This is a genomic window from Sphingopyxis macrogoltabida (genome assembly GCF_001314325.1).
GTDB lineage: Bacteria > Pseudomonadota > Alphaproteobacteria > Sphingomonadales > Sphingomonadaceae > Sphingopyxis > Sphingopyxis macrogoltabida.
Genome location: NZ_CP009430.1, coordinates 122,212 through 146,336 on the forward strand (window position 1 = coordinate 122,212; position 24,125 = coordinate 146,336).

Sequence of the window (24,125 nt, forward strand, 5' to 3'; positions counted from 1 at the left end):
GCGGTGGCTCTGCCATCGCATTAAATCACCGTCATTGATCACGATTGACTGTCGTGCAGTGTCAGGCGCCATGTTGTCGCTGGAACCCCTTTCAGGATCCCGATCGTGCGACTGGCATCTGCTCGCGCTTATCAACAACCGGACATAACGATCCGGCTATGAAAAATGGAGGGGATTTTTATGCGTATCTTACAGCGGCAGCTTTCCGGCATTGGTCTTGCTGCCATATCGGTTGCGCTGATGTTTGCTCCCCCCGCCTGCGCTCAGGCCGCAGCAACCGACGCCACGGCCGATGACGAAGTGCCCGCCGGATCAAATTCCGAAATAGTTGTAACGGCACAGCGTCGGTCGGAAAATCTTCAAGATGTGCCGATCTCTATTACCGCGGTTGGAGCAGAGCAGGCTCATGACCTAGGCATTGTCACGGTTCAGGATATTCAGATTGTTACGCCCGGCCTGACATTCGAAAGTGGCTATGGGTTCACCCAGCCGTATATTCGTGGAGTTGGCACATCCAATCCGCTCCCTGGCCTGGAAAGCGCAGTGTCCAGTTACATCGATGGCGCTTATATCGAGCGCGGCTACGGGCAGACAACGAATCTTTTCGATACTTCCGTTCAGGTCCTCAAGGGCGCGCAAGGCACTCTCTACGGGCGAAACGCGACCGGAGGCACGATCCTTTATCAGACGGCCAACCCCGAACTCGGTTCGTTTTCTGGACATGCTTTGGGGGAATATGGACGGTTTGACCAGTACCGCGGCGAACTCGTGCTTAATGCGCCCTTGGGAGACAATGTTGCCATCCGGCTTGGGGCACTAAAATTCGGAGACGACGGCTATATCACCAATGTGGTCGACGGAGCGAAATGGGGGGGACGGTCCGGGACAACGCTCCGTGCAAAACTGCTTTGGCAGGCGACGCCAGATTTTTCCGCCCTCCTGTCGTATGAATATGTCCGGCAAAAGGCATATGACGGTGCTCAAGCAGAACGCGCCGATGCACCTCTATGCGGTTCCTGCGCCATTCCCATCCCGGGGGCCGATCTCAATCCTGTAAGAGGCTTCTACGAAGTTGCGCTAAATGATGGGGCGACGCCAAGTCGCCTACGCGCCGATTCCTTTAACTTGCGCCTTAGCTACACCGGTAGTAATTTCGATATAACAAGCACCACGTCGTACAGGAATGATCGAGCGTATAATACCGTAGATACGGGTCTTTCATCCACATTTGCCCTATACAACTATGGAACGAACCAAGGGGGAAAGACCTGGTCTGAAGATTTGCAGATTTCGTCGACATTTGATGGGCCAGTAAACTTTCTGTCTGGCATTTATTATTTTAACGATGACGCGTTTCACGAAGCCGAGTTGTCTGGTATCGCCTTTGGCGGGCTGACCGATCTGACGGTCGAGAATTATGTCAAAACTGAATCTTTTTCGGCGTTTGGTGAGATCTACCTGACCCCGATAGAGCGACTAAAGATTACGCTGGGCGGTCGATATACGATCGATAGCCGCGATTTCTCTGCGAATGTGGCGCCCAATGCATTGTTGGCATTCGCGCCGCCAGGTTCTCCTTCCTCGTTTTCGAGTCATGGTAAGGAGTCTGTTTTCACGCCGCGGGTTGTTGCCAGTTATGACTTCGACGCCGTCAATGTTTATGCGAGCTGGAACCGGGGATATAAGGAATTCGGGTACAACACCCCGGTATTTGTGTCTGAAGATCCTGTAAACGCTGAAAAAATTGACAGCTTTGAGGTCGGAGCCAAATTCGTCTCGGACGATCGTCGTCTGCGGCTTAACCTAGCAGCTTTCTACTATAATTACAGAGATATACAGGTATCGATCATCGATATTTCAACAGGTGCAAATGTTCTGGAGAACGCGGCTGGCGCCGAGGGGTATGGCGCGGAAATTGATGCAAACTTTGAACCAACCAACTGGCTCAAGCTCTTTGGCGTCGCGGGCTACCTGCATACGGAATATACTTCGTATCCCAATGCTGCGATCGCCGTAATCGATCCTGTTACCGGTGGACTCGTCAGCTCGCGTGCCGATCTTACAGGAACCCGGCTGCCGCGGGCGCCTTCCTTCACGGGCTCAGTGGGATTTGAACTCCACGGCCCCATCGGCGGTGGCTTCGATGCGCATTTGAATGCTCTCACGCGTTATACGTCGGGCTATGATTTCTTCCCAGGCGCGCAAGGCCCGCTTCAATATTCGCGGACGGGAGGCTATGCCATAATTAACCTGTCGGGCTATATCGAGCGCGAACTCAACGGCAGCGGAATCAGAAGTTACCGGCTCGGTTTCTACATCAACAACGCGACCGACCTGAAATATTCGAGCATCAACGTCACATCCGCTGGTTTTGGGCTCTTCCAGACGGTTGCTCCGCCAATCACATATGGACTTCGTGCGTCGGCGGAATTCTAAGTACGAACGCACTATTTCCAGCGACGAGGCGGCCCTTTCGATGAGCATAGCGAACTACAGGACGATCAGAGTCAGCGAATCTGACGGTGTAATGGAAGCCGTGCTACACACCGATGGGGCCGCGCTCATCTGGAATGGCCGCGCGGGATTCGAACTGACTCAGCTTTTCGAAGCACTGTCGGCCCAATCCGCCATCAAGGTTCTGATTTTAACCGGCGTCGGGGAAACCTTTTGCGCGGATAGCGTCACCTTTGATTTTAATGAGCTAAAATGGCGCGATGTCTGGGCAGGGCAGCAGCGGATGCTCGGCGCGCTGATGAATTTGAACATTATCGTGATCGCGGCGGTCAACGGGCCGGTGCATTATCATCCGGAAATTCCAATGCTGGCGGATATCGTGCTTGCCTCTCCGGATACCGAATTCGCGGAACTCGGTCATTTTCCGCGCGGGATGGTTCCTGGCGATGGTGCGCAATTGGTTATGGCGAGCCGGCTAGGCGAAGCCCGTGTCGGCTATTTCTATCTGATGGAAGAGCGGATTATGGCTGAAGAAGCGCGGCGACTGGGTTGCGTTCACGAAATCCACAAAAAAAATGCGCTGATGCCGCGCGCGCGTAAGATGGCTGCACAATTCGCGAGAAGGCCAGAGTGGCTCATTACATATACTAAGGCGGCGCTACGCTTACGCGACCGGCACGGATTTCAGCAAATGCTCAGCCACGGGATGTCGATCGAAGGCCTTGCCATGTACGCGGCTGGCATGTCCGGCAAGGAGGTCGATTAGTGGCCATCTCGCAATGCGGCGAGTGCGGAGGCGTGCGTGAGTGACAAGCCTGACTGGGCCCATATCGAAGTCGCCGTTTCCGGCGGAGTCGCTGAAGTTCGCCTGCACTCCAACCAAGAATCATTGATATGGGCCGCAGAGGTCGTGCGTGAACTGATTGTTTTTCTGGCATGGGCCGAACGCTCTGCGGACTTCAATGTGGTGATACTGACCGGCTCACAGGTCGCTTTTTGCAATAGGCTGGAGGCAAAGGGCTTTCACGGCCTGGGTTGGCGAAACATCTGGGCATTGGAACAGCGCCTTCTCAATGCGTGGATCGATTTTAACAAGATCGTAATTGCCGCGGTCAACGGTCCCGCGACGGTTCGTTCTGATTTGCCCGTATCGGCCGATATCGTGCTGGCGTGTCACGAGGCGGTGTTTTCGGACAGCAATCACTTCCGGATGAATGTTGCGCCTGGCGATGGCGTCCAGCTCATATGGGGCGAGATACTCGGTGCGTCGCGCGCGGGTTATTTCTTGCTGACTGGCGAAAAACTTGGGGCTCAAGACGCGAAAAAATTTGGCGCGGTGCACGAAATTCATGACCGCGACCACCTGCTTCCTCGAGCAAGACAGATTGCTGCCGATCTATCCCCGCGCGCCGGATCGTTGCTGTCATATACCAAGGCAGCGCTTCGCTTGAGACGGTCGCGTCCGTCAAGGTGGTGTAATTTCGGCTGTGGCCGTGGGCCATCGTCAGGCGGCTTTGGCGGTGATGTGTAGGGGCTGATTTTCCTCCTCGATCATGGGTTGGTTGAGTTCGGCCATGCCTTCGATCTGCATGTATCGGTGCTGGAGCTGCCACTCGTCGTTCTGCTCCATCAGCACAGCCCCGACGAGGCGGATGATGCTGTCTTCGTTCGGGAAGATTCCGACGACGTCGGCGCGGCGCTTGACCTCCTTGTTGAGCCGCTCGAGCGGATTGGTTGAGTGTAACTTCGTGCGGTGCTGGGTGGGAAAGCCGGTGTAGGCGAGCACGTCGGTTTCGGCCTCGTCCATGCAGGCGCCGAGCTTGGGCCAACGGGTGCGCAACTGGTCGGCGACCTGTCGCCAGACCTGCGTTGCGCTTTTCTGATCGGGCTGCAGGAAGACCTGGCGGATCGCGGCGGCGACGACAGTGTTCTGGCCCTTGGGCACATAGGACAGGGCATTGCGCATGAAGTGCACCCGGCAGCGCTGCCAGGTGGCGCCCATGACGCGGGTGATCGCGCCCTTGAGGCCCTCGTGAGCATCGGAGATGACCAGCTTCACGCCGGTAAGACCGCGCCGAACAAGGTCCTTCAGGAAGTCGGACCAGAAGACCTCCGCTTCCGAGGGGCCGATATGCAGGCCGACGATCTCGCGCCGGCCCTCGGTGTTGACGGCCATGGCGATTATTGCGGCAACGCTGATGATCCGCCCGCCTTCGCGTACCTTGAGATAGGTGGCATCGAGCCAGAGATACGGCCATTCGCCGGTGAGCGGGCGTTTCAGAAAGGCATGGACGCGCTCGTCAATGTCCTTGCAAAGCTTGGAGACGGTGGACTTGGAGATGCCGGTCATGCCCATGGCCTGGACGAGTTCATCGACCCGCCGGGTGCTGACCCCGCCGATCCACGCTTCCTGGATCACCGCAACCAGCGCTTTCTCGACCATCTTGCGGGGCTCAAGGAAGCCCGGAAAGTAGGACCCAGCACGCAGCTTGGGGATTTTCAGGTTCAGCGTGCCTACCCGGGTATCCAGCGAACGGTCGCGATAGCCGTTGCGCCAGGTCGCGCGCTCGCTGCTGCGTTCGTGGCGACCCGCGCCGATCAGGCCATCAACGTCGGCCTCCATGATCAGCTGCAGCACGTTCTCGGCGATGGTGCGCAAAAAATCCGGTTGGCCGCCCTTCGCAGCAAGCTCTTCGATCAGTAATCTGTCCTCGGTCATCGGGAACTCCTCTTCGTCACGGTTGAAGTGTGCAAACTCCACCATAACGATGAACCCGGTGGCCACCAGCGACGCCGCATTCCGGGGTGGGGCATGCCCCACCCCGGAATACACCATCGCCTACACCGGAAATTACACCACGAGCGCGGACGCTAACGCTTGAGACTGCGAAAATCTTTTCGGGAGGATTTGAATCACAGCATGTCGATCCAGGGCTTGGGGATGCATGCCGCCGGATATTGCGAACCCGAATAGGAACATGGACTCTTGGACGATTTTCCAGAGCCGGCGAACATAGGAGAGACCAAGTGATAAGTTTACTCAGCGGAATACGTGTTATCGAATGCGCGTGGCTGCCAACGGGCGATAATACCAGCAGACTGCTTGGTGATCTCGGCGCCGACGTGATAAAGATCGAGCGTCCCGGCCAAGGCGATTACCTGCGTGTTCTCGGTGGACTGATGGCACCCGAAAACAGCCCCTTTCATCTCGTTTGCAACCGCAACAAGCGAAGTGTTGAATTGAATCTTCGCGACGACCGCGGGCGCGCGATATTCTTCGATTTATTGAAGACCGCCGACATCTTTATCGATGGCTTTGCCTCCGATGCCTGCGATAAGCTGGGGATCGGGTATCAAGAGCAATGCAAGGTCAAGCCCGACATTATTTATTGTCAGGCCAATGGGTTCGGCCGACGCGGAAAATACGGCAAAATTCCCGGCCACGGCTATCAGTTTCAATCGGTCGGCGGCGGCGTCGCATTGAAGGAGGACGATGAAGGGTTGATGTGGGAACAACTCGGAGGAGGCGATTTTCCGCAGTATTTCGGTGGCTCGTTGGACGGCCCGTTGGTCGCCGCAATCTATGCGGCGATGACTGCTCTCGCGGCTCTCGAACATCGAAAGCGCACGGGCGAGGGCGTGTTTATCGATACCGCAGCGTGCGATGCCGTCATCGCGTTGCAGCAAACGGATGCCGTGGTTCAGTGGAATTATGACAAGATTTATGACCGTCGGCAGCCACCGCCTCCGTTCGGTACGTCCCCGCACGAGCGGCCAAAATATAGCCACTATAAGTGCAAAGATGGAAAGAACATCCAACTGGGCGCTATCGAACCGAAATTCTGGGTTAATCTGTGCAAGGCAATTGGTCGGGAAGATCTGATGGGCCAGCACGACATGACTCTGCCGATCGAGTTTTTCGGCAGTGATCCTCAGTTGATATACACTTTGAGAGACGTGTTCTTGACTAAGACAGCTCAGGAGTGGGTAGATATTGCCTGCCTTCACGACATTCCGATTGTTCCCACGAACAGCAAAATGGAAGTGCTCGACGATCCCCACTTGAAGGAGCGTGATGCATTCGAGATCAAGGACCATCCTGCGGTCGGCAAGTTCGCGATGCCTGGCTGGCCCGCAATGGTTGAGGGTCAGCGATATGAGACCGTCCGTCCGGCCCCCGCGCTTGGCGAACATACCGCTGAGGTGCTTGCCGAAGTTGGATTGGGCGCCGCCGAACTTGAAAAATTGAAAGCGGCCGGGGTCGTTTGATGATGGGCGCGCTCTACGACGGGCAAGTGCTTGAGGGCGGGGCAGTGGCCGATATATCTTCCGATCAGGATCTGCAGGAATTCCGAAGCGAGGTGCGGCGTTTCGTCGGCGACCACGTCCCCGAAGCACTGGCGCGCCGCATATTACTCGGCAAGCCGGCTTCGAAGGACGAACTGCTCGCGTGGCACCGCGCACTTTTCGAAAAGGGATGGATCGCGCCGGGTTGGCCGGTGGCGTTTGGGGGTACCGGATGGGATATCTCCACGCGCTGGGCCTTTGAAACCGAACTGGCGCTTCTGGGCGCGCCGCCCCTCATTCCCATGGGGCTTATCACCGTGGGACCGGTGCTGATCGCATATGGCAACGAAGCGCAACAGCGGCAGTATCTACCCCGGATTCTGGATGGGTCCGACATATGGTGTCAGGGATTTTCAGAACCGGGGGCCGGTTCGGACCTTGCATCGTTAAAGTGCCGGGCAACGCGGGTCGACGGCGGTTATCGCATTGATGGCACAAAGATATGGACGACGCAGGCCCACTGGTCCGACAAGTGCCTGCTCTTGGCGCGGACCGACGTGAGGGGCAAGAAGCAGGACGGCATATCGATGTTCGCCGTCGATATGGCTAGTCCGGGGATCGATATCCGACCAATTATCACGCTTGATGGTCTGCACGTCCTCAATCAGCTGTTTTTCGACGATGTCTTTGTCCCGGAAGGGAATCTGATTGGCGAGGAAGGGTGCGCTTGGGACATTTTAAAGTCGAACATCGGCCATGAACGCATTCTCGTTTCCAGTCCCGGGTTTGCAGTCACCTTACGCCGGCGGCTGCTTGACGTGGCGCAACGCACTGATCGCGATGGCCGGCGACCAATAGAAAATTCACGGCTAAGGGATCGCATTGTCCTGCTCGACGTCCGACTTCAGGCGCTTCAGGCGACGGCGTTGCGTGTCCTTGATATCCCGGACCTGACCGTTCGACCGGAGGCGTCGCTGCTCAAGATCCGAGGGACCGAGCTTCACCAAGACTATACGCGGCTGATCGGGGAAGTCTTGGGGACGGCATCACTGCCTTACGATCTCGAGGCAATGTATTCCGCGACGGATGAAAGTAACGCGCGCTTCGATGCGATCACGCCCAATTATCTCTTTCTCCGGAAGGCGTCGATCTCCGCCGGGACGAACGAGGTGCAGCGAGACATAATCGCCAAGTCGGTATTGTCATGAGTGCCGTCAATCACTTATCCGATGACCAGCGCATGCTGCACGAAAGCGCAGGCGCGTTTGCTCGCACGCTGGCCAAGCGCCTGGTAAATGCCATCGACCATCCATGGCGGCAACTGTGGCCTGAATTTGCCCAGCAGGGATGGCTGTCTGTGTTGGACCCGGTCGATGAAGGTGGCTTTGGCGGATCGTTCGTCGATCAGGCGCTGCTCGCCGCCGCTTTGGGAGAGCAAATCCAATCAACGCCTTTCATGGTTTCCGGTTCGACCGCGTCTCTCACGTTGCGATATGGATCCGGTGCATGGCTTCAACGCCATAGCCAAGATGTTCGGTCTGGCAGGCTCAGAATCGCGCTTGCCAGCGAAGAAACGCCGCTCGATCCCATGGGCGCGTCCATTCGCACCCATGCGGAACGCCATGGCGACGGATATCGGCTATCCGGGGCGAAGCGGATGATCCTTTATGGCGGGGACGCGGAGGCATTTTTCGTAAGTGCAACCACAGACGAAATCGGTCCCGCAGTCTTCATTATTCCCGCCGCCTCGCACGGAATCTCCGTCGATGCCTATCGACTGATCGATGGCACACAGGCAGCGGATATATGTTTTGAATCCGTCTTACTGCCGTCGTCTGTCCGCCTGCAGTTGAGTGGTGAGGATGCAAAACAGGTAATCGATGAGGCCATCTGGTCATCGACCTTCCTTGCCGTGAGCGAGGGGCTGGGCTGCCTGGAAACGAGTCTCGAAGCGACCAAAAATCACTTGTCCACACGCGAGCAATTCGGCCGACCGTTGTCCGCATCGCAAGTTTTGCGGCACCGGCTCGCGGATATCTACATCGCAATCGAGGAGTTGCGCTCTTTGATTCTCGCGGCGGCGACCGCGGGCGGTTGGCGGGAGCGCAGCACCGCTCTCAGCGCTGCCAAAATCCAGCTCGGTCATGCGGGCATTTGGGCGATCGAACAATGTGTGCAGCTGCACGGCGCAATGGGCGTGACGGAGGAGTGTGCCGTTGGCCAGGCGCTAAAGCGCATGACCGTCCTAGACCGCCTGTTCGGCGGAGCGGATTTCCATATCGGCAGACTAAGCGAGGACATGCTGAGGGGACCATCATAAGCCAACTGCTCTCGCTGTCGGATGCAAGTGATATAGATGGGCTATCGCGCGCTGCATAAACGATATTTGACGCGCGTCACGGCGCGACATAGCTTTTAGGCCAAGCATGGCGGCAGCACGATGTTCCTTCAGCGAACGCGGCTATCGCGCACAAAGGAGAGAAGGCGTGCGGACGTTGCCCGTTTGCATTGTAGACCGAAATCAATTGGGCGTCTGTGTCCCTATCTTCTGTATCAGGGGTAGCGATACAATATCTGCGCCTTCCAGATTAAATAAAGCGATATGAGTCATTCGGAGAAGGTCATGACCAAAGAAAATGCAGACGTCGTGTTTGACGCCGATCAACATTATTACGAACCGGTGGATGCCTTTACACGTCATCTACCCAAAGGGTGGGGGCCGCGCACCGTGCAACGCGCAGACGTAGGCGGCAAGGTGCGACTTCTTGTCGCTGGCAAGATCAATATGACCGTTAACAATCCGACTTTCGATCCGATCGTCAAGCCGGGCGCCATGACCGAGTATTTTCGCGGAAACCCGCAAAAAAAAACGCTCGACCAGTGTCTCGCAGAGCGCGAACCGATTCCGGCATCTTATCGTGACCCTGTCGCCCGATTGAAGATAATGGACGCACAAGATGTCAAATATGTCTGGATGCTTCCGACGCTTGGCATGGCTTATGAGGAAGGGATGCAGGAAGATCCCGTTGCTGCAGCGGTAGCATTTCATGCCTTCAATGAATGGCTGCTCGATGACTGGGGCTTCGTGCATTCCGGGCGGATTTTCAGCAGCCCATATTTGGCGATGGGCGACGTCGACGCGGCCGTGCGAGAAGTCGACTGGATGCTCGAAAAGGGTGCCAAAGTGATCGTCGTACGGCCCAGCGCAGTTTACACGAAAGATGGCTGGAAATCGCCGGGCAATCCGATGTTCGATCCAATCTGGGCCCGCATCGAAGAAGCCGGCGTTGTGCTCGTACCGCATGTCGCTGAAGTGGGCGGTTTCGGGCTTGACCGTTATGCGCCCTATGACCCCAACATCATCGGCGAGGGGGCATCGCCGCTTCAAGCTTCGGTGGGACATGAACGCCCCATCATGAACTATCTCGCAGCACTCGTCTGCGATCGCCTGTTCGAACGTTTTCCCAATCTGCACATCGCGTCGATCGAAAACGGCGCGGAGTTTCTTCCCGGCCTTTTAAAGGGGCTGCATCGTGCGAGCTTCCTAATCCCCGACTATTTCAAGGGGGACCCCGTGGAGATGTTCAAGCGGAACGTTTGGGTCGCACCTTTTTGGGAAGACAATATCGACGAGGCGATCGAATTGATCGGCGCTGATCGCGTCCTCTTCGGATCGGATTGGCCGCATCCTGAAGGCATGCTCAATCCCCGCGACTTCGAGCATGAAATTGGCCCGGATAATCTTCCATCCGTAAACCGCAAGATTATGTTTGAAAACGCCGCTTACTTGACCGGCATTGGCTGACATTTGACGTTATCCCTCGTCTCGAAGGGATATAAGCTACAGCATCCTCAAGGGAGATAATGGGTGATAACCCCTGCAACGATTGCTCCGCTCGAGCATCCTGATCGTCTATTCATAAATGGCGACTGGGTTAAACCAGCCGGCACCGGCATGATCGACGTGATCGATAGCGCGAGCGAAAATATCTTCGCTCGCGTTGCCGAGGCGGGCAATGGCGATATTGATCGGGCCGTTGTGGCGGCGCGGAGAGCTTTTGACGAGGGCCCGTGGCCGCGCATGTCGCACTCCCAGCGCGCCGGTTTTCTCCACGCGATCGCGGACGAACTCGACGCCAGGGTGACTGACCTTGCTCATATCTGGACATCGGAATCCGGTATTCTTGCCAGTGATGCGTCACAAGGCTCGGCTGGTTTGGGGCCATTTTTCCGATATTATGCCGACTTGGCGGAGACTTTTCCATTCGTGGAGCGGCACACACCGTCGCAAGGCAATGTTGGATTGCTCGTACGCGAGCCGGTTGGAGTGGTCGCTGCGATTATTCCCTGGAACGGGCCTGCCTTCCTGCTTGCCGCCAAATGCGCCCCTGCATTGCTGGCGGGATGCACCATCGTTTTAAAGGCGTCTCCAGAAGCTCCGGCATCGGCCTATCTGTTCGCCGAGATTTGCGGGAAGGTGGGCATACCGAAAGGGGTCGTTAACGTCCTGACCGCCGACCGGGAGGTTTCGGAACTGCTCGTGCGACACAGCGGCGTTGATAAGGTGACATTTACCGGATCGACCGCAGCAGGTCGGCGTATCGCCTCGATCTGCGGTGACCGCGTGGCGCGGTGTACGCTGGAATTGGGCGGCAAGTCGGCCGGCGTTATTTTGGATGATTATGATCTTGAATCCGCTGCTACGACGATAGCGGCGGCCGCCCCCTATCTTGCCGGACAGGTTTGCGCCTCGCTCACTCGCATCATTGTCAGCCGATCACGCCACGATGCGTTTGTCGAAGCTCTTGCCGCGTCCTTTGGTTCGCTTAGAGTAGGTGATCCCAACGATGCCGCCTCTCAGATGGGGCCGCTTGCCACGGGCCGTCAGCGCGAACGCGTTGAAAGCTGTGTTGCACAGGGGAAGGCGGACGGCGCCTTGCTAGTCGCGGGCGGGAAACGCCCTCCCCAATTTGATCGTGGTTTCTATTTCGAACCAACCGTGTTTGCAAACGTCGATAACAACCTTGCCATCGCTCAAAAGGAGATTTTTGGTCCTGTCCTCTGTGTTATTCCCGTCGATGATGAGAGGGATGCGATCAAAATTGCTAATGATACGATTTACGGACTGAATGCATCGGTATTCACGAACGATATTGACCGGGCTTACAGCTTTGGGCGTAAACTTCGATCGGGTACGGTTGGCCACAACAGCTATCGGAATGATTTTACCATTGCTTTTGGCGGTTTCAAGCAATCCGGAATTGGCCGCGAAGGCGGGAGGGAGGGTTTGCTTCCCTTCCTCGAATCTAAGACGATGATTCTCGATGCCATGCCTCGCGGACTTGATATTTAGGGTCAGGGACTTCTGTGGTTGCCGTCCCGACACAGCAGGGGTGTGACGTGACCCCCTGGTTTCCACCAGCCGGGATTAGAGCCCAGCAGCTTTGTTGCGCATGAGCGCGGTGTAAGCAATGGCCTGCGCAGCGGAGCCCGAAGGGCGTAGCTGCGCAGGCCATTGCTTATGCAGTTCGGCGGCGAACGCCGCCGGTGTCTCATATCCAAGTGCCGAGTGCGGCCGCGACTGGTTGTAATCTTCGGCCCAGGCCGCGATCACTGTGCGGGCATGGTCGAGGTCGAGGAACAGCGTCTCGTTCAGAAGCTCATCACGCATCCGGCCATTGAAGCTCTCGACATAGCCGTTCTGCATCGGCTTGCCGGGTGCGATATAATGCCACTCGACGCCGACCTCACCGCACCATGCGAGCACCGCGTTCGATGTCAGCTCGGTCCCGTTGTCGCTGACGATCATCCCCGGCCTGCCGCGTTCCTCGATCAGATCGCTGAGCTCGCGCACGACCCGGCGCCCGGAGATCGACGTGTCGGGCACCGCGCGCAGGCACTCCCGCGTCACGTCGTCGACGATGTTGAGCACCCGGAACCGCCGGCCTGACGCCATCTGATCATGCACGAAGTCGAGGCTCCACCGCTGGTTCGGTAGCGCCAGCACCGGTGCGGGCGCCCGAGCACCGATCGCCCGGCGCCGGTTACGTCTTCGTCGGACCATCAGTCCTTCCTCCCGATACAGGCGCTGAGTCTTCTTCCTGTTGATCATCACGCCCTCCCGGCGCAGCAGGATATGCAGGCGTCGATAACCGAACCGGCGACGCTGCTGCGCCAGCTCGCGCAGCTTCTCCCGAACCTCGGCATCGTCACCACGCTGCGACCGGTAGCGCATGCTCTTCCGATCGGCCCCTGTGACACGGCACGCCCGCCGCTCGCTCATCCCATGGCAAGCCTGGAGATGGGCGACCGCTTCCCGCTGAACGGCGGGCGTCACCATTTTTTTGTGAGAAGATCCTTCAGCGCCGCATTGTCGAGCATCGAGTCCGCAAGCAGCCGCTTCAGCTTCGCGTTCTCGTCCTCGAGCGAGCGCAGCCGCTTCGCCTCGGACACCTCCAGGCCGCCATACTTGGCCTTCCAGTTGTAGATCGTTGCTTCCGACACCCCGTGTCGCCGCGCCAGCTCGCCGGTCTTCGCGCCCGCCTCCGCTTCCTTCAATACCCCGATGATCTGCTCTTCCGAAAACCTCAAACGCTTCATCTGTCCGTCCTTCCTTCAAGGCCGGACTCTAATCACTGTTGGAGGAAAATCAGGGGGTCACGTCACAATGAGCCGGGGTTAACCCCGGCTCATTGGGGAACCAGGTCCAACAATCGGGGAATTTTCAAAGCCCACTTTTGCGGAGAATTACACGCCCACTGACAGGCGGGATGAGTTGGAGCGTTGGCTGGCGCCCTATCTGAAGGGTCTTGGCCATAAGGCCCGGCAGCGGATGTGCCCGGCCTATGTTGCCGGCCTATGTTGCCGGCCTGATCGGCCCGGGGGATCGCAAGAGCATCCAGCCGATGGCGGCGCGGTCGAGCGAAGTGGGATACGATCGCCTGCATCACTTCATCGGCGCGGGTCTGTGGGATAGCGCACCGCTGGAGGCGACATTGTGGGACCAGGCCGATACGCTGGTCGGCGGCGGCAAGGCATGGCTGATCATCGACGATACTGCGCTGCCGAAGAAGGGGACGGCATCCGTCGGCGTGGCGCCGCAATATGCATCGGCGCTGGGCAAGAATGCGAACTGCCAGACGCTCGTATCGGTGACGCTGGCATCGCGAGAGGTGCCGATCATGCTGAGCTTGCGCCTGTTTCTGCCAGAGAGTTGGGCGAATGACGAGGCGCGCATGGTCAAGGCCGGTGTGCCCGAGCCCTTTCGCCCCTATCGTACCAAGCCGGCGACCGCGATCGAGGAGATCGACCGGGTCATCGCTGCCGGGGTGCGGTTCGGCTGTGTGCTCGCGGATGCCGGATACGGCCTCTCAGCCCCTTTCCGTCAGGCGCTCAGCGCCAGGGACCTGCGCTGGGCGGTCGGGATCCCCCGGCACCAGAAGGTGTATCCCGCCGACGTGCAACTGATCTTCCCTGTGGCGGGACGCGGACGCCCCCGGCGGCACCATGTTCCGGACACCCCATCGCGTGCCGCCCACGCCATGCTCGAGGGCGTAAAATGGCGACAGGTCAGTTGGCGCCGAGGAACGAAGGGGCGCCTGAGCGCGCGCTTTGCCGCCATGCGCGTGCGCATCGCCGACGGACCGCCGCAACGCATCGGCGCTTCGGGCGCGCAGCACATGCCCGGGGAAGAAGCATGGCTGGTCGGCGAGCATCGCTCCAGCGGCGAGCGCAAATATTATCTCTCGAACCTGCCCGCAGATACGCCGGTCAAGGATATCGCCGGCGCCATCAAGGCGCGCTGGATCTGCGAACAGGCGCACCAGCAACTCAAGGAAGAGCTTGGCCTCGACCATTTTGAAGGCCGATCCTGGACAGGTCTCCATCGCCATGCCCTCATGACAATGATCGCCTATGCCTTCCTGCAATCCCGCCGCCTCGCTCAGGCGGGACGGAAAAAAAAGAATCGCAGGTCCGCCGCCACAGCCCAGCCTGCCAGCGGTCCGGCAGGCCATCCTTGATTACCTCTCACGACCCCCACCGACACATTGCCCTCATTGCAGAACACCGCTGGAAAACATGCCAATCAAGCTTCTGCCAAAGTAGTGCTAGCTGTGAGCGTCGGCGTGTTTCTGATCGAAACTATCAGCATCTATGGGGCCGAAAATTAAGGAACTGCAGCCCCTCTGGACCAGATTGAAACCCATAGAGAGTATTTGCAGCAATAAAGAGCGATGTACCTCGCTTGAGAGTTCGATTTCCTACAATCATCTCTCCCGCGAGAATATAGATGATTTCATCTTCTTCATGTGAGTGGACAGCCGCAACCGCATTGGGAAGCATCTGTGTTTCGAAAAGCTGCGGAGCTAAATCACTCCCTTCATGGAAGATCCTCATCTTGGTTGCGAGCGCTTCCTCGGAGAATTTGGAGAGATCGAAGTTCTCTCCAAATCTCTCGATCGCAAACTCCGCCGCAGTCATCATTTTGCAGCTCTCTTCTTCCCTTATCATAATCTTTGTCATCGGTTTGCTCCCTTTCCTTGCGTGGCATTAACGGGTCTTCGAATCGATAAGCCCATGTAGTTTGATTAGATATCCCCGGCAAAAATATGCCCGTCCTCATTTCAGGCCGATCAAATTGCCTATCTCAATCACTTCCGGTGCGAGCCAACCCGCTCCAGGTTCGCCGTCATGCCCAGCGACCGCTTCAAGCGATCCGTTCGGAAATATCTCGAGCACCTTGCAGCCGTCATTTCTGGTTGAGAGGGGACCGTACTTCACCTTCGCGCCAACCATTCGAACCGAGCCTTCCGGCTCTACCATTTCCCCGACATACAGCGTGCCGCTCAGAACAACTTCGATGTGCGCGACGGTGTGCCAATGTGCCGGTGCCTCGTACGCTGGCGGGTATTGCAGACAGACCAGAACCGGGCCGGCCGCATCCTGACCCGGAACAACGTCAAGAACGCATATCCTGATGCCGCGCAATATGTCGATGAACGGCAGCTGTTCCCAGCGACGGAGCAGATTGCCCGGATTGTTGACCGCCATCATTTCTAATCTCCACTTATGCTCTGAAGCAAATTCTTCGTTCGATCGTCAATGCCGTTGCTCGCAGCGTCGATCGCCCGCGGCACCATCTTCTGACCCGCTGCAAACAGCGCAATGGCAGGCAACAGCACGCACAGCAGAGAGATGATCAGTGAAACGCCGACCAGCCGGTCGTTACTCAGAATTTCCGTAGTGAGGAAGCCTACCAGTGACGGTCCACCGGCAATCGCGATCAGACCGATCGTCAGCACGTAAAGCGCGGATACGCGTCCGCGCAACCGTGATGGCGTGACGATTTGAGTGACGGCGGCACCTAGGCTCGCCGTCGAAAGAATTAAAGCCATGTATAAGCCATAGAAGAACACGGCTACCCATGCGTCTGTGACGAGATATGCCGCCGTCCCACAAGGCAGCGCTATCGAGACAGTGATCAAGCACCAAAGCAGGTGCGCGTCTTGGCGACCGCGCCGGAACACCATATCCACGATCCATCCGTGAACCGGCATGAAGGCCGCAGCGACAATATTGGTGATGCCCAGAACGATGCCAATCTTGGCGGGATCCCACCCATAGACCCTGCCGAAATAAGTCGGTGTCCAAAGTTGCGAGCCAATCATGCCAGCATAGGTCAGTCCAAAGCCGATGAAGATTGCGGTGAATAGAGTGCGATTGGATCGCAAATAGACCCGCACTTCGCAGAAATCCGTTGCAACGAGCCTGGTATCCCGATTGCCAGCATGGCCCTGTCGAGGTGGCTCGCGGAACAGGAATGCCAAGAATGCGAGCACGAGGCCGGGGGCAGCTGTCAGGATGAAAACTTTCTGCCAGGGCTGAATCACACCGAGGATTGGCCACACAGTGGGGCCTCCCTTCAGGACCGCAGCGACGATAGGGCCACCGATGAGAAAAACGATTCCGGCTCCCATAACCCCGCCCATTATCAACACAGACATTGCGAGCGAGACCCGATGAGCAGGGAAGCTATCGCCGATTATAGAATAGCTGCCTGTGCTTAAGCCCGATTCGCCGGCGCCTACTGCGGCCCGCGAAGCCAATAGCGCGCCGAAAGAGGTCCCCACGCCGCAGGACGCCGCCGCCAGACTCCAAAGGATGACAGAGAAGAACAGCACCCATCTTCGGCTGAACCGGTCGAGCGCCATACCGACGGGAATAGCGCACAGGCAGTAGGCGATTCCGAAGGCGGTGCCCTGTAGCAGGCTGATCTGAAAATCGCTGATGTGTAGATCCGCCTTGATGGCGTCCACCATCAGCGCCATCACATTGCGGTCGATCAGCGATAGTATGTAAAGAACGAACAGTATCGCCACAGTGAGCCAACCCATCGCCGGAGAGGGATAGTCCGATGGATCGGGGAGGCACGGATCGGATCCTTTGGCGGATACTCCTGTGCCGATTGTCACAGCGCACTCCTCTCCAGAGACCTCGAACCAGCGAAAGCCGGGCCAGGCGAAGTATATTTGGTGACAGCGGAGGTTCTTCTCGACGTGGACTGTAGCTCGAAATCACGGGGCAACAGCAGGTCGTCTTGAGACACGTCCGCTATCGAATCTTGGCCTAGTCGCACTAGTGTGTCGTCAATACCTGCTCGAAGAATCTGTAGCACCTCGCCCACGCCGCCGCGCTCACCATCGGCGGCGAGGCCGAATATCCACAGTCGCCCGACGAGCACAGCCCGAGCGCCAAGCGTCAGCGCCTTGACAATATCTCCACCGCGGCGAACACCGCCGTCGAAAAGAACCTCCGCGTCTCCGCCGACGGGGCGCGCGATTGTCGGCAACGCCCGCAGTGCGGCGGGCGTGGTATCGAGATTGTTGCCACCGTAGTTCGAAACCGAGATTGCGCTGGCACCACTGTCGACATCGCGACGCGCATCGTCTGGATGGAAAATTGCTTTCACCATCAGGGGACCGCCCCACAATCTGCGCAGCCACGCGACGCCCTCCCACGCCGGACGCGGTGTTTGCACCCAGCGCATTACGCCCTCGAACATCGCGGGGACACCGTCCTTCGCGGTCGACAGGTTGGGAACCTTGAGGTCTGGAAACCTGTCGCTGAGCGGAAAGCGCAACAGCCATTGGGGACGCGAGAGCGCGACCGGGAAGAAGCGCATTGCGTTCATCAAATCGATGCGTTCCGGGACCGAGGGAGAGCCCCAATCCCTGCTCGCATAGGCGGTCGCATCCAGCGTGAGAATGAGTGCTTTCACACCCAGCTGTTTGGCGCGCTCCACCCTGTACGCGATGTCGTCGCGGCTTCCAGACCAGTAAAGCTGGAAGAATGTGGCAGGATTGGCTAGGACGATCTCTTCCAACGGAGACCCCGCGAAATTGCTCACGGCCATCGCAATGCCGGCGCCCGCAGCGGCTCTGGCAACGGCAGGTCGCCGTGGGGCCACACCGCCTGGATGCCTGCGGGCGCGATGATGACGGGCATCTTGCGTCGCTGGGTCAAAACCATCGTGTCCAGATCACGGGCCGACGCAAGCGCCATTCCGACGCGAGGAAAAAAGCCGACATCGTCGAATACCGCCACATTCCGGTTAAGCGTCAGCGGCATGGTCGCGCCTGTCAGCAGCGCATCAATAGGGATTGAAGTTGAGTGCCAGTCCGGGCTCCGGCCATCGTGCTCGAGCGATCCGTCCGGTTTTGGACAGCGTAACATAGGCCGTTCGCCGATCCGCGCCGCCAAAGCAGATGTTGGTGCACAAGACGTCCGGGAAGGCATCGTGTCGGCTAGTGCCGTCAGGAAAGATCGTCGAGATGCCGCCATCGAGCAGCGTTCCCACACAGACGTTACCGGCTTCGGTAACGGCAAGACTGTCGATTAGGACATTGCCCGGCACGGTCGCGGCTAGGCGCGCCGGAACGATGCCCCCCAGAAGCAGCGGATTGTCTCTCTCGTCCGTTGGTCGCTGTACGACGCCGGGCGCTTCAAGGTCATAAGCCCAAAGGCGCGCGCTCATCGTGTCGGCCACATAGACTGTGCTTTCGTCGGGCGACAGGCCTACGCCGTTCAGCGAAAGCTCGCCGTCAACTACGCACTCGATCTTCGAGCCGTCGCAGTGTGCATAGAAAAGGCCGGAAAGATCGCGCGTGTCGTGCGTGTGTTTTCCATAGTCGGAGAACCAGATACCCCCGCTTTTGTCGATGACCAGGTCATTTGGACCCTTCAGCATGCGGTCACCACAATGTGTATATATCCGTTCGAACTTTCCCGTCGAAAGATCCACACGCTCGATGCGGCCGCCCTGATAGTCGGAGGTTTTGGTGCCAATGATCACAAGCTTCCCCTGCGCGTCACGTTCCCACGTGAAACCGCCGTTGTTGCAGACGTAAAGCGCCCCATCCGGCCCCAACGCCGCGCCATTTGGCCCGCCGCCGAGTGTTGCGACGACTTCGGAACGGCCATCGCCCCAAAGTCGGGTCAGTCTTCCGCCGGCAATCTCGACGAAAACCACCGAGTCATCTGGAAAAGCGACAGGGCCTTCAGGCACCATAAAACCCTCGCCCACTATTTCGAAATCCATTGCGTTACCTTTCGAAAGACGTTCAAAAGCTGGATGGCGCTTTCTCGGATTGCGCCGAAATGGCTAGAAATGGGCTCCCAATTCCACACCATAGGTGCGCGGCGCGCCAGGCGCTTCCAGATAGCCGAAGGCCGATATTTGACCTTGGTCCGCATAGCGATCCTTCAGGAGATTGCGCCCCCATATGCGGAAACTAAGGCCGGAATCGAGTTCGAGTTCGACGGAGGCGTTTAATATATCGCGCGGCGCGGCCTCAAACGAATTTTCAAAGTCCCAATAAAATTTACTTTGATGGCTGTACTGCGTACTCAGAACAAATTTTCCTGTAGCCATTATAAATTCGTAGTCAGCACCAACATTGAAACCAAACTTAGGAGTATTGATGATATTGTTTCCGGCAGCATCACCGACCCTCTGAATCGTGCCACCGCCCGGGAGGGGGGCATAAAAGGTCGCTGTAGGAAATGATTTATATTTCGCATCAGTATATGCGAGGCCTGCTCGAATATTTAGATTTTCTATCGGAACAGCAGTAAAATCTATATCAATTCCATTGATCTTGGCTTTCGCCGCATTAATAAGCTGGACGATACCTGTCGCACCGGCGCTGTAGACCTGAGCCTGAATATTGTTGTAATCATAATGATAAGCCGAGATGTCGAGCCGAATACGCCCGTCTGGCAATGACATCTTTGTACCAATTTCATAGGCCTTGAGAAGCTCTGGCTTCACCGATGGCGCGCCGAAATCGACAAGGTTGAACGTACCAGCCTTGAATCCTGTGCTGTGCGTTCCGTAAATCATCAGATCATCGCTGAACCTATGGTCCAGCGTAAATTTATAAGTAAATTTGTTGAACGTGCCTTCCTGGTGATTTTCGGCCAACGGTAGAAGCGGAAACTTATAAATCGTCTGGTTGTCGAGTATCCTTTTGTCGCTCGTATAACGAACACCGCCGGTCAAATGCGTGTTTGGCAGGACCGTTATCGTTGTCTGACCAAATCCAGAATAGGAGTTCGTTCTAAGTACTCCAGTGATCGCAACTGGAGCGAAGGCACCATAATTTGTACCTGTCAGAATAATAGCTGGATTGGGTACATACCCAGCGTAGGTATGAAGGTAATAAAATCCGGCAATCCAGGTGATAGGAAAGCCGAATATGCTGGAGTCTGGATTAGATTGAATCTGCAATTCTTCCGAATATCCCTTGTTGAGGGTGCTCTGCCTATCGAGGCTAGCAAAATCGAACGGGCTTGCATCGGGATCGGCCGGCGTTTGGGCATCAACATAGCTATAGCCAAAAATATTGATTAATGTCGCCCATCCTATGTCATGTTTTGCATTTAGGCTGAAATCATAGCCTTTCCGTTTAACGAAGGCTGGTGAGTTGGAATTGATATTATAAAATCCCGGAAAGCCGTTGCCGCCGAGGGTCGACGTACCCTGCGCCGGCCGGACCGCGCGATTTTCCTCAAAATTATCGAAATAGCTCCCAGCCAAGGTGATCTCTGTGGAACTCCCCGGCGTCCAGGCCCATTGATTTCTTACTATAAAGCTGTTTCGCTGGAAAATATCTTTGCCGTTGAAGATGTTGGTGCCCCAGCCCTTGTCTTGATCGAGACTATGGAAAGCAATGTCCGTGGCAAGGTTGGGGGTGACCCCTATCGTTCCATAGGCGCCCGCTTCAATCGTTCCGAAGTTTCCGTAGCTGAGCGAGATGTCCGCTGCGGGAATCTGACTCGGAGCCTTTGTTGTCACGCTGACGACTCCGCCAGTTGAATTTCGTCCGAACAGCGTACCTTGCGGACCCTTCAGGACTTCGACCCGTTCGATGTTGCTCAATGAAAATAACGCTGCTTCCGCGCTCTGCTGAAGGACGCCATTAACGTATATCGAGACGGAATTTTCCTGGCCTTCCGAGATGATCGACGACCCTACACCTCGGATACGAAGGCTCGCAGCCCCGCCAAACCGGGTGATATTGAGTGAGGGCGCCACGGTGCCCAAGTCCTGCACGTCGGTGACGCCGGCACGCTCCAGTTGCTCGCTTCCGACAACGGTAATCGCGATTGGAACATCCTGCAGGCGCTCGGAGCGGCGTTGTGCCGTTACGACGATCTCTTCTGGACCAGCCTGGGTGTCGTCCGCTGCGACTGACGCCTGTTGCGCGAGCGCAGGCACAGAAAAAACCGCATAACCCGTGGTGGCAAAGAACACCGCATAGGCAGCCGATGGCCTTTTCAAATTCATCTTCCCTCTCCCTTGGAGCGCCGCTAGCTTCATCAGGCACCTCCCTGGTGCCCGCGAGCCCGCTATTCTGTCGCTTCCGCGGGAGAATTTAATTGAACGTTGGTTCGTGTCCAATATCGAATGACGCTGCGTTGATACGCAGATCAAATCGCTTATGTGGATTTATGCCCGGTGAGGGAAGGGTGGGGCGCTTAAGTTGGCCTCCTTGAAGGACCGCACACCAGCAATTGGGTGTCAGTGCCTTGCCCAAATCGTCTGGCCATTGCGAAGAGTTTGGCAGAATAATGCTCGAAGTTGTCCGCAGTGGATATTTGAATGGCCAAAATTTGCGCCTTGACGGCACTGTTGTATGCCAGCGAAATAGGAGTCGGATTTTGAACGCGCCCCAGCAATTTCGCATTGCCCGCCAGTCGGCTGGCCCCGCACCGCTGCGCCGACCGGGATCGGTCCGCCGCACCACCTCGATTGATTCCGAATGGCCGACCGGCTTTGGCGAATCCTGGCGGTTGATCGGAAGGGGGCGCGATCTGTTGACCCCTTTGTCTGGCGATCCGGTCGAACTGGCGACGGGTGAGATTCACATTCTCGCTTCGTCGAAGCGCGAGATTCTCGAGCTTTCGGCGATACCCGATCACCCGCACTTGGCTGAAATGATCGGGGTTCGCGCTGGCGGGGCGAGCCGTCATGCGCTTGTGGCAGCGCTTGGTGACATGCGCGGCTCGCTGACCTTTCAGTTACTCGACGACTTTGCGGGCGCCAGCCTTGTTGCGAGCTGGATATGGTCGCGCTGGACCGGCGATTGGCAACATATGTTGCGCCGCACGGGCATGCAATCGACCGTCGGCAACAAGGGCAAGATGATTGATATCTGCACCGGCTTTGCGAAAGGAGCGAGCTCACTGACCGACGATGGTCGCGTTGATCATGAAGGTCAGTCGGCGACCGAAGTCGGTTCCCTGGTAAACCCTGGGGATCTTGCCGGTTGGCACGCCATGCCGGTTCAGGAACGTAGGCCACAGGCGCGCCGGGCGCGGCGGATCGACCTTTGGCGTGTAAAGGATGTTCTCAAGGTCGATGCGGGCTTTCAGGATAGCGGACCCAATCCGCAGGGCAAGCGCACTGCCATTCACGAATATCGCGTCCACGCCGACATCGACGAAGCTAGCGGGACACTGTTGTCGCTTCAGGTCTGGCCGCATATCCTGCCGTTCCGTGAGTGCCCCGGAGCCGCGACAAACGCCGCCCGCATGGTTGGGCTGAACGTCAATCAATTCCGGCAGAGTGTGCTCGACACGTTGGCGGGAACGCATGGCTGTACGCATCTCAACGACGTCCTGCGGTCGTTTGCCGATCTGCCCTCGCTCGCAAAACTTTTGCCAAAAGAGGATGATTGATTGCATTTCGCGGGGAATGCGGGGGCGGCTTGGATCGGGCAATGGATCCCCGCGTGCGCCAAATTATATCCGGAGCAGGTCAGTCATTTTTCTTTCGAACGCCCGGCAGGATCGATAGATTTTGCTATGATGGATTTCCCCAATTCTGCTCGATGCAGATACTGCGAAATTGACTCCCAAGGAGGCGCAACCCATCCATGGGATACGCCAACGCAAGTCCCGTAGGAATAGCGGTACCCCGGAAATATACATTCGCTATTGCCACGCGATCATGAGCAAATAATCGCGCGACCGACGGAACGAAAGCCAAGCCTAAACCGCTTTCGACCAACGCAATCATGGTGTGGAGATGCGCTACCTCTTCAACGACCGTGGGAGTGATGCCGAGCGCGCTGAAATTCAGATCGATCAGTGTTCGCAAGCTGGACGTTCCACTGCGGCTATACAGGATCAGAGGTTCATCTTTCAGATCTTCCATTTCGACGCGGGTCTGCGAAGCAAAGGGATGATCCTTTGGAATCGCGAGAACCATATTGTCGGCGGTCAACGGGATAAGTTCGACGCCCGGGCGCACCGATAGAGGTGTGCGGATGATACCAATATCAAGCTCGCCATTGAGCAGGCTGCGAGTGATTTCGACGTGCGTCGTTTCGCGAAGTCGCAGCTTCACATCGGGAAATCGCTTGCGAAATATCGCAACAATCGACGGGATGAGGCTGAACGTTGCCGATGCGACGAAACCGATCGCCAATCGCCCCCGCACTCCTTGCGACACTTGCGATGCAAAAGCGCGGACCTCATCAGCGCGTCGCAGGATATCTTGAGCCTGGGTGGCCGTCACTTCGCCTTCCGGTGTGAGTGTTACCCCGCGCGAATGGCGTATCACCAATTGAACACCCAATTCCTCTTCGAACTTGCGAATCGATACCGACAGCGCCGGTTGGGCAAGATTCAGGTTTGCCGCCGCGCGGTGAAAATTTTTGGCGTGCGCGAGGGCGACAAAATGGCGCAGGTGGCGCAGTTCCATGATAAATTTTTCCTATCGATAGACGGTTTAACGATATTGGACCGAAGCAAGGGGATATAGCAATGTCTGCGTCCTAGAACGAGGCGCGCTAAACCCGCCTGCTGCAGGGAGGGGC

17 protein-coding genes and 2 pseudogenes are annotated in these 24,125 nt (G+C 57.2%); 10 read left to right on the forward strand and 9 right to left on the reverse strand.

Features of this window, described 5'->3' with window-relative positions; translation table 11 throughout:
- The first annotated feature begins 180 nt into the window (after positions 1 to 180).
- The 3 genes from LH19_RS28235 to LH19_RS28240 are packed head-to-tail and all read left to right on the forward strand — an operon-like array spanning position 181 to position 3,985.
- Positions 181 to 2,436, forward strand: a complete 2,256-nt coding sequence (locus LH19_RS28235; RefSeq protein ID WP_158514498.1) for a TonB-dependent receptor — start codon at positions 181 to 183, stop codon at positions 2,434 to 2,436.
- 40 nt (positions 2,437 to 2,476) lie between these two features.
- Entirely contained in the window at positions 2,477 to 3,220 is a 744-nt protein-coding gene (locus LH19_RS25545; RefSeq protein WP_167346308.1) for an enoyl-CoA hydratase/isomerase family protein, read from the forward strand.
- 36 nt (positions 3,221 to 3,256) lie between these two features.
- Positions 3,257 to 3,985 carry an enoyl-CoA hydratase/isomerase family protein gene (locus LH19_RS28240; protein WP_082396400.1) on the forward strand — a complete coding sequence of 243 codons (729 nt, stop codon included), beginning with the start codon at positions 3,257 to 3,259 and terminating at the stop codon, positions 3,983 to 3,985.
- Here the strand turns inward: LH19_RS28240 and LH19_RS25555 are convergent.
- A complete protein-coding gene (locus LH19_RS25555) occupies positions 3,959 to 5,173 on the reverse strand; it encodes an IS256-like element ISSpma2 family transposase (protein WP_006954973.1) in 1,215 nt (404 codons plus the stop codon). The genes LH19_RS28240 and LH19_RS25555 overlap by 27 nt on opposite strands.
- A gap of 308 nt (positions 5,174 to 5,481) precedes the next feature.
- Between LH19_RS25555 and LH19_RS25560 the strand changes: the two genes are divergently transcribed.
- From LH19_RS25560 to LH19_RS25580, 5 genes are all read left to right on the forward strand, one after another.
- Positions 5,482 to 6,723 (forward strand): CaiB/BaiF CoA transferase family protein, encoded by a 1,242-nt coding sequence (locus LH19_RS25560; protein ID WP_054734657.1) that lies wholly within the window; start codon positions 5,482 to 5,484, stop codon positions 6,721 to 6,723.
- The gene (locus LH19_RS25565; protein ID WP_054734660.1) at positions 6,723 to 7,949 is read left to right on the forward strand and encodes an acyl-CoA dehydrogenase family protein; all 1,227 of its coding nucleotides are present in this window, start codon (positions 6,723 to 6,725) and stop codon (positions 7,947 to 7,949) included. Before LH19_RS25560 ends, LH19_RS25565 begins: the two co-directional genes overlap by 1 nt.
- Positions 7,946 to 9,061 carry an acyl-CoA dehydrogenase family protein gene (locus tag LH19_RS28245; RefSeq protein ID WP_082396401.1) on the forward strand — a complete coding sequence of 372 codons (1,116 nt, stop codon included), beginning with the start codon at positions 7,946 to 7,948 and terminating at the stop codon, positions 9,059 to 9,061. The genes LH19_RS25565 and LH19_RS28245 overlap by 4 nt, the downstream gene beginning before the upstream one ends.
- Before the next feature lie 303 nt (positions 9,062 to 9,364).
- Positions 9,365 to 10,546, forward strand: coding sequence for an amidohydrolase family protein (locus LH19_RS25575; RefSeq protein WP_054735409.1), 1,182 nt, complete (start codon positions 9,365 to 9,367; stop codon positions 10,544 to 10,546).
- A gap of 66 nt (positions 10,547 to 10,612) precedes the next feature.
- Positions 10,613 to 12,094: an aldehyde dehydrogenase gene (locus LH19_RS25580; RefSeq protein ID WP_054735412.1), complete on the forward strand. Its 1,482-nt coding sequence runs from the start codon at positions 10,613 to 10,615 to the stop codon at positions 12,092 to 12,094.
- 75 nt (positions 12,095 to 12,169) lie between these two features.
- On the opposite strand, the gene LH19_RS25585 is transcribed toward LH19_RS25580, so the two are convergent.
- A protein-coding gene (locus LH19_RS25585; RefSeq protein WP_145923318.1) for an IS3-like element ISSpma3 family transposase occupies positions 12,170 to 13,341 on the reverse strand; the annotation gives its coding sequence in 2 pieces (ribosomal slippage) (positions 12,170 to 13,089 and positions 13,089 to 13,341; 1,173 coding nt in all).
- Between the two features lie 112 nt (positions 13,342 to 13,453).
- Between LH19_RS25585 and LH19_RS25595 the strand changes: the two are divergent.
- A pseudogene (locus tag LH19_RS25595) lies at positions 13,454 to 14,756 on the forward strand (IS701 family transposase); the annotation flags it as partial.
- Between the two features lie 130 nt (positions 14,757 to 14,886).
- Here LH19_RS25595 and LH19_RS25600 read toward each other — a convergent pair.
- The 6 genes and pseudogenes from LH19_RS25600 to LH19_RS25630 form a co-directional block, all read right to left on the reverse strand.
- Entirely contained in the window at positions 14,887 to 15,264 is a 378-nt protein-coding gene (locus LH19_RS25600; protein ID WP_062913034.1) for a cupin domain-containing protein, read from the reverse strand.
- A gap of 96 nt (positions 15,265 to 15,360) precedes the next feature.
- Positions 15,361 to 15,795, reverse strand: a complete 435-nt coding sequence (locus LH19_RS25605) for a cupin domain-containing protein (RefSeq protein ID WP_054734668.1) — start codon at positions 15,793 to 15,795, stop codon at positions 15,361 to 15,363.
- A 2-nt stretch (positions 15,796 to 15,797) separates the two neighbouring features.
- Positions 15,798 to 17,213, reverse strand: coding sequence for an MFS transporter (locus tag LH19_RS25610; RefSeq protein WP_234716242.1), 1,416 nt, complete (start codon positions 17,211 to 17,213; stop codon positions 15,798 to 15,800).
- Positions 17,210 to 18,474: pseudogene (gene mftD, locus LH19_RS25615) on the reverse strand (pre-mycofactocin synthase MftD). The gene LH19_RS25610 and the pseudogene mftD overlap by 4 nt, the downstream one beginning before the upstream one ends.
- Complete coding sequence (locus tag LH19_RS25625; RefSeq protein WP_054734677.1) at positions 18,392 to 19,339, reverse strand: SMP-30/gluconolactonase/LRE family protein; 948 nt, start codon at positions 19,337 to 19,339, stop codon at positions 18,392 to 18,394. Before LH19_RS25625 ends, mftD begins: the two are co-directional and overlap by 83 nt.
- Positions 19,340 to 19,402: 63 nt before the next feature.
- A complete protein-coding gene (locus LH19_RS25630; RefSeq protein ID WP_054734681.1) occupies positions 19,403 to 21,622 on the reverse strand; it encodes a TonB-dependent receptor in 2,220 nt (739 codons plus the stop codon).
- A gap of 341 nt (positions 21,623 to 21,963) precedes the next feature.
- Between LH19_RS25630 and LH19_RS25635 the strand changes: the two genes are divergently transcribed.
- On the forward strand, positions 21,964 to 22,983 hold the full coding sequence (locus LH19_RS25635; protein WP_054734685.1) for a DUF2889 domain-containing protein: 1,020 nt from the start codon (positions 21,964 to 21,966) through the stop codon (positions 22,981 to 22,983).
- 124 nt (positions 22,984 to 23,107) lie between these two features.
- Here LH19_RS25635 and LH19_RS25640 read toward each other — a convergent pair whose 3' ends face one another.
- Positions 23,108 to 24,010 carry a LysR family transcriptional regulator gene (locus tag LH19_RS25640; protein ID WP_054734688.1) on the reverse strand — a complete coding sequence of 301 codons (903 nt, stop codon included), beginning with the start codon at positions 24,008 to 24,010 and terminating at the stop codon, positions 23,108 to 23,110.
- Between the last annotated feature and the right edge of the window lie 115 nt (positions 24,011 to 24,125).

What these genes read in the sequence shown, in the direction of transcription:
- LH19_RS25640 (WP_054734688.1), bottom strand. Translation starts at nt 24,010, where the DNA reads ATGGAACTGCGCCACCTGCGCCATTTTGTCGCCCTCGCGCACGCCAAA.
- LH19_RS25555 (WP_006954973.1), bottom strand. Translation starts at nt 5,173, where the DNA reads ATGACCGAGGACAGATTACTGATCGAAGAGCTTGCTGCGAAGGGCGGC.
- LH19_RS25600 (WP_062913034.1), bottom strand. Translation starts at nt 15,264, where the DNA reads ATGACAAAGATTATGATAAGGGAAGAAGAGAGCTGCAAAATGATGACT.
- LH19_RS25630 (WP_054734681.1), bottom strand. Translation starts at nt 21,622, where the DNA reads ATGAAGCTAGCGGCGCTCCAAGGGAGAGGGAAGATGAATTTGAAAAGG.
- LH19_RS25565 (WP_054734660.1), top strand. Translation starts at nt 6,723, where the DNA reads ATGATGGGCGCGCTCTACGACGGGCAAGTGCTTGAGGGCGGGGCAGTG.
- LH19_RS28235 (WP_158514498.1), top strand. Translation starts at nt 181, where the DNA reads ATGCGTATCTTACAGCGGCAGCTTTCCGGCATTGGTCTTGCTGCCATA.
- LH19_RS25605 (WP_054734668.1), bottom strand. Translation starts at nt 15,795, where the DNA reads ATGATGGCGGTCAACAATCCGGGCAATCTGCTCCGTCGCTGGGAACAG.
- LH19_RS25575 (WP_054735409.1), top strand. Translation starts at nt 9,365, where the DNA reads ATGACCAAAGAAAATGCAGACGTCGTGTTTGACGCCGATCAACATTAT.
- LH19_RS25625 (WP_054734677.1), bottom strand. Translation starts at nt 19,339, where the DNA reads ATGGATTTCGAAATAGTGGGCGAGGGTTTTATGGTGCCTGAAGGCCCT.
- LH19_RS28245 (WP_082396401.1), top strand. Translation starts at nt 7,946, where the DNA reads ATGAGTGCCGTCAATCACTTATCCGATGACCAGCGCATGCTGCACGAA.
- LH19_RS25545 (WP_167346308.1), top strand. Translation starts at nt 2,477, where the DNA reads ATGAGCATAGCGAACTACAGGACGATCAGAGTCAGCGAATCTGACGGT.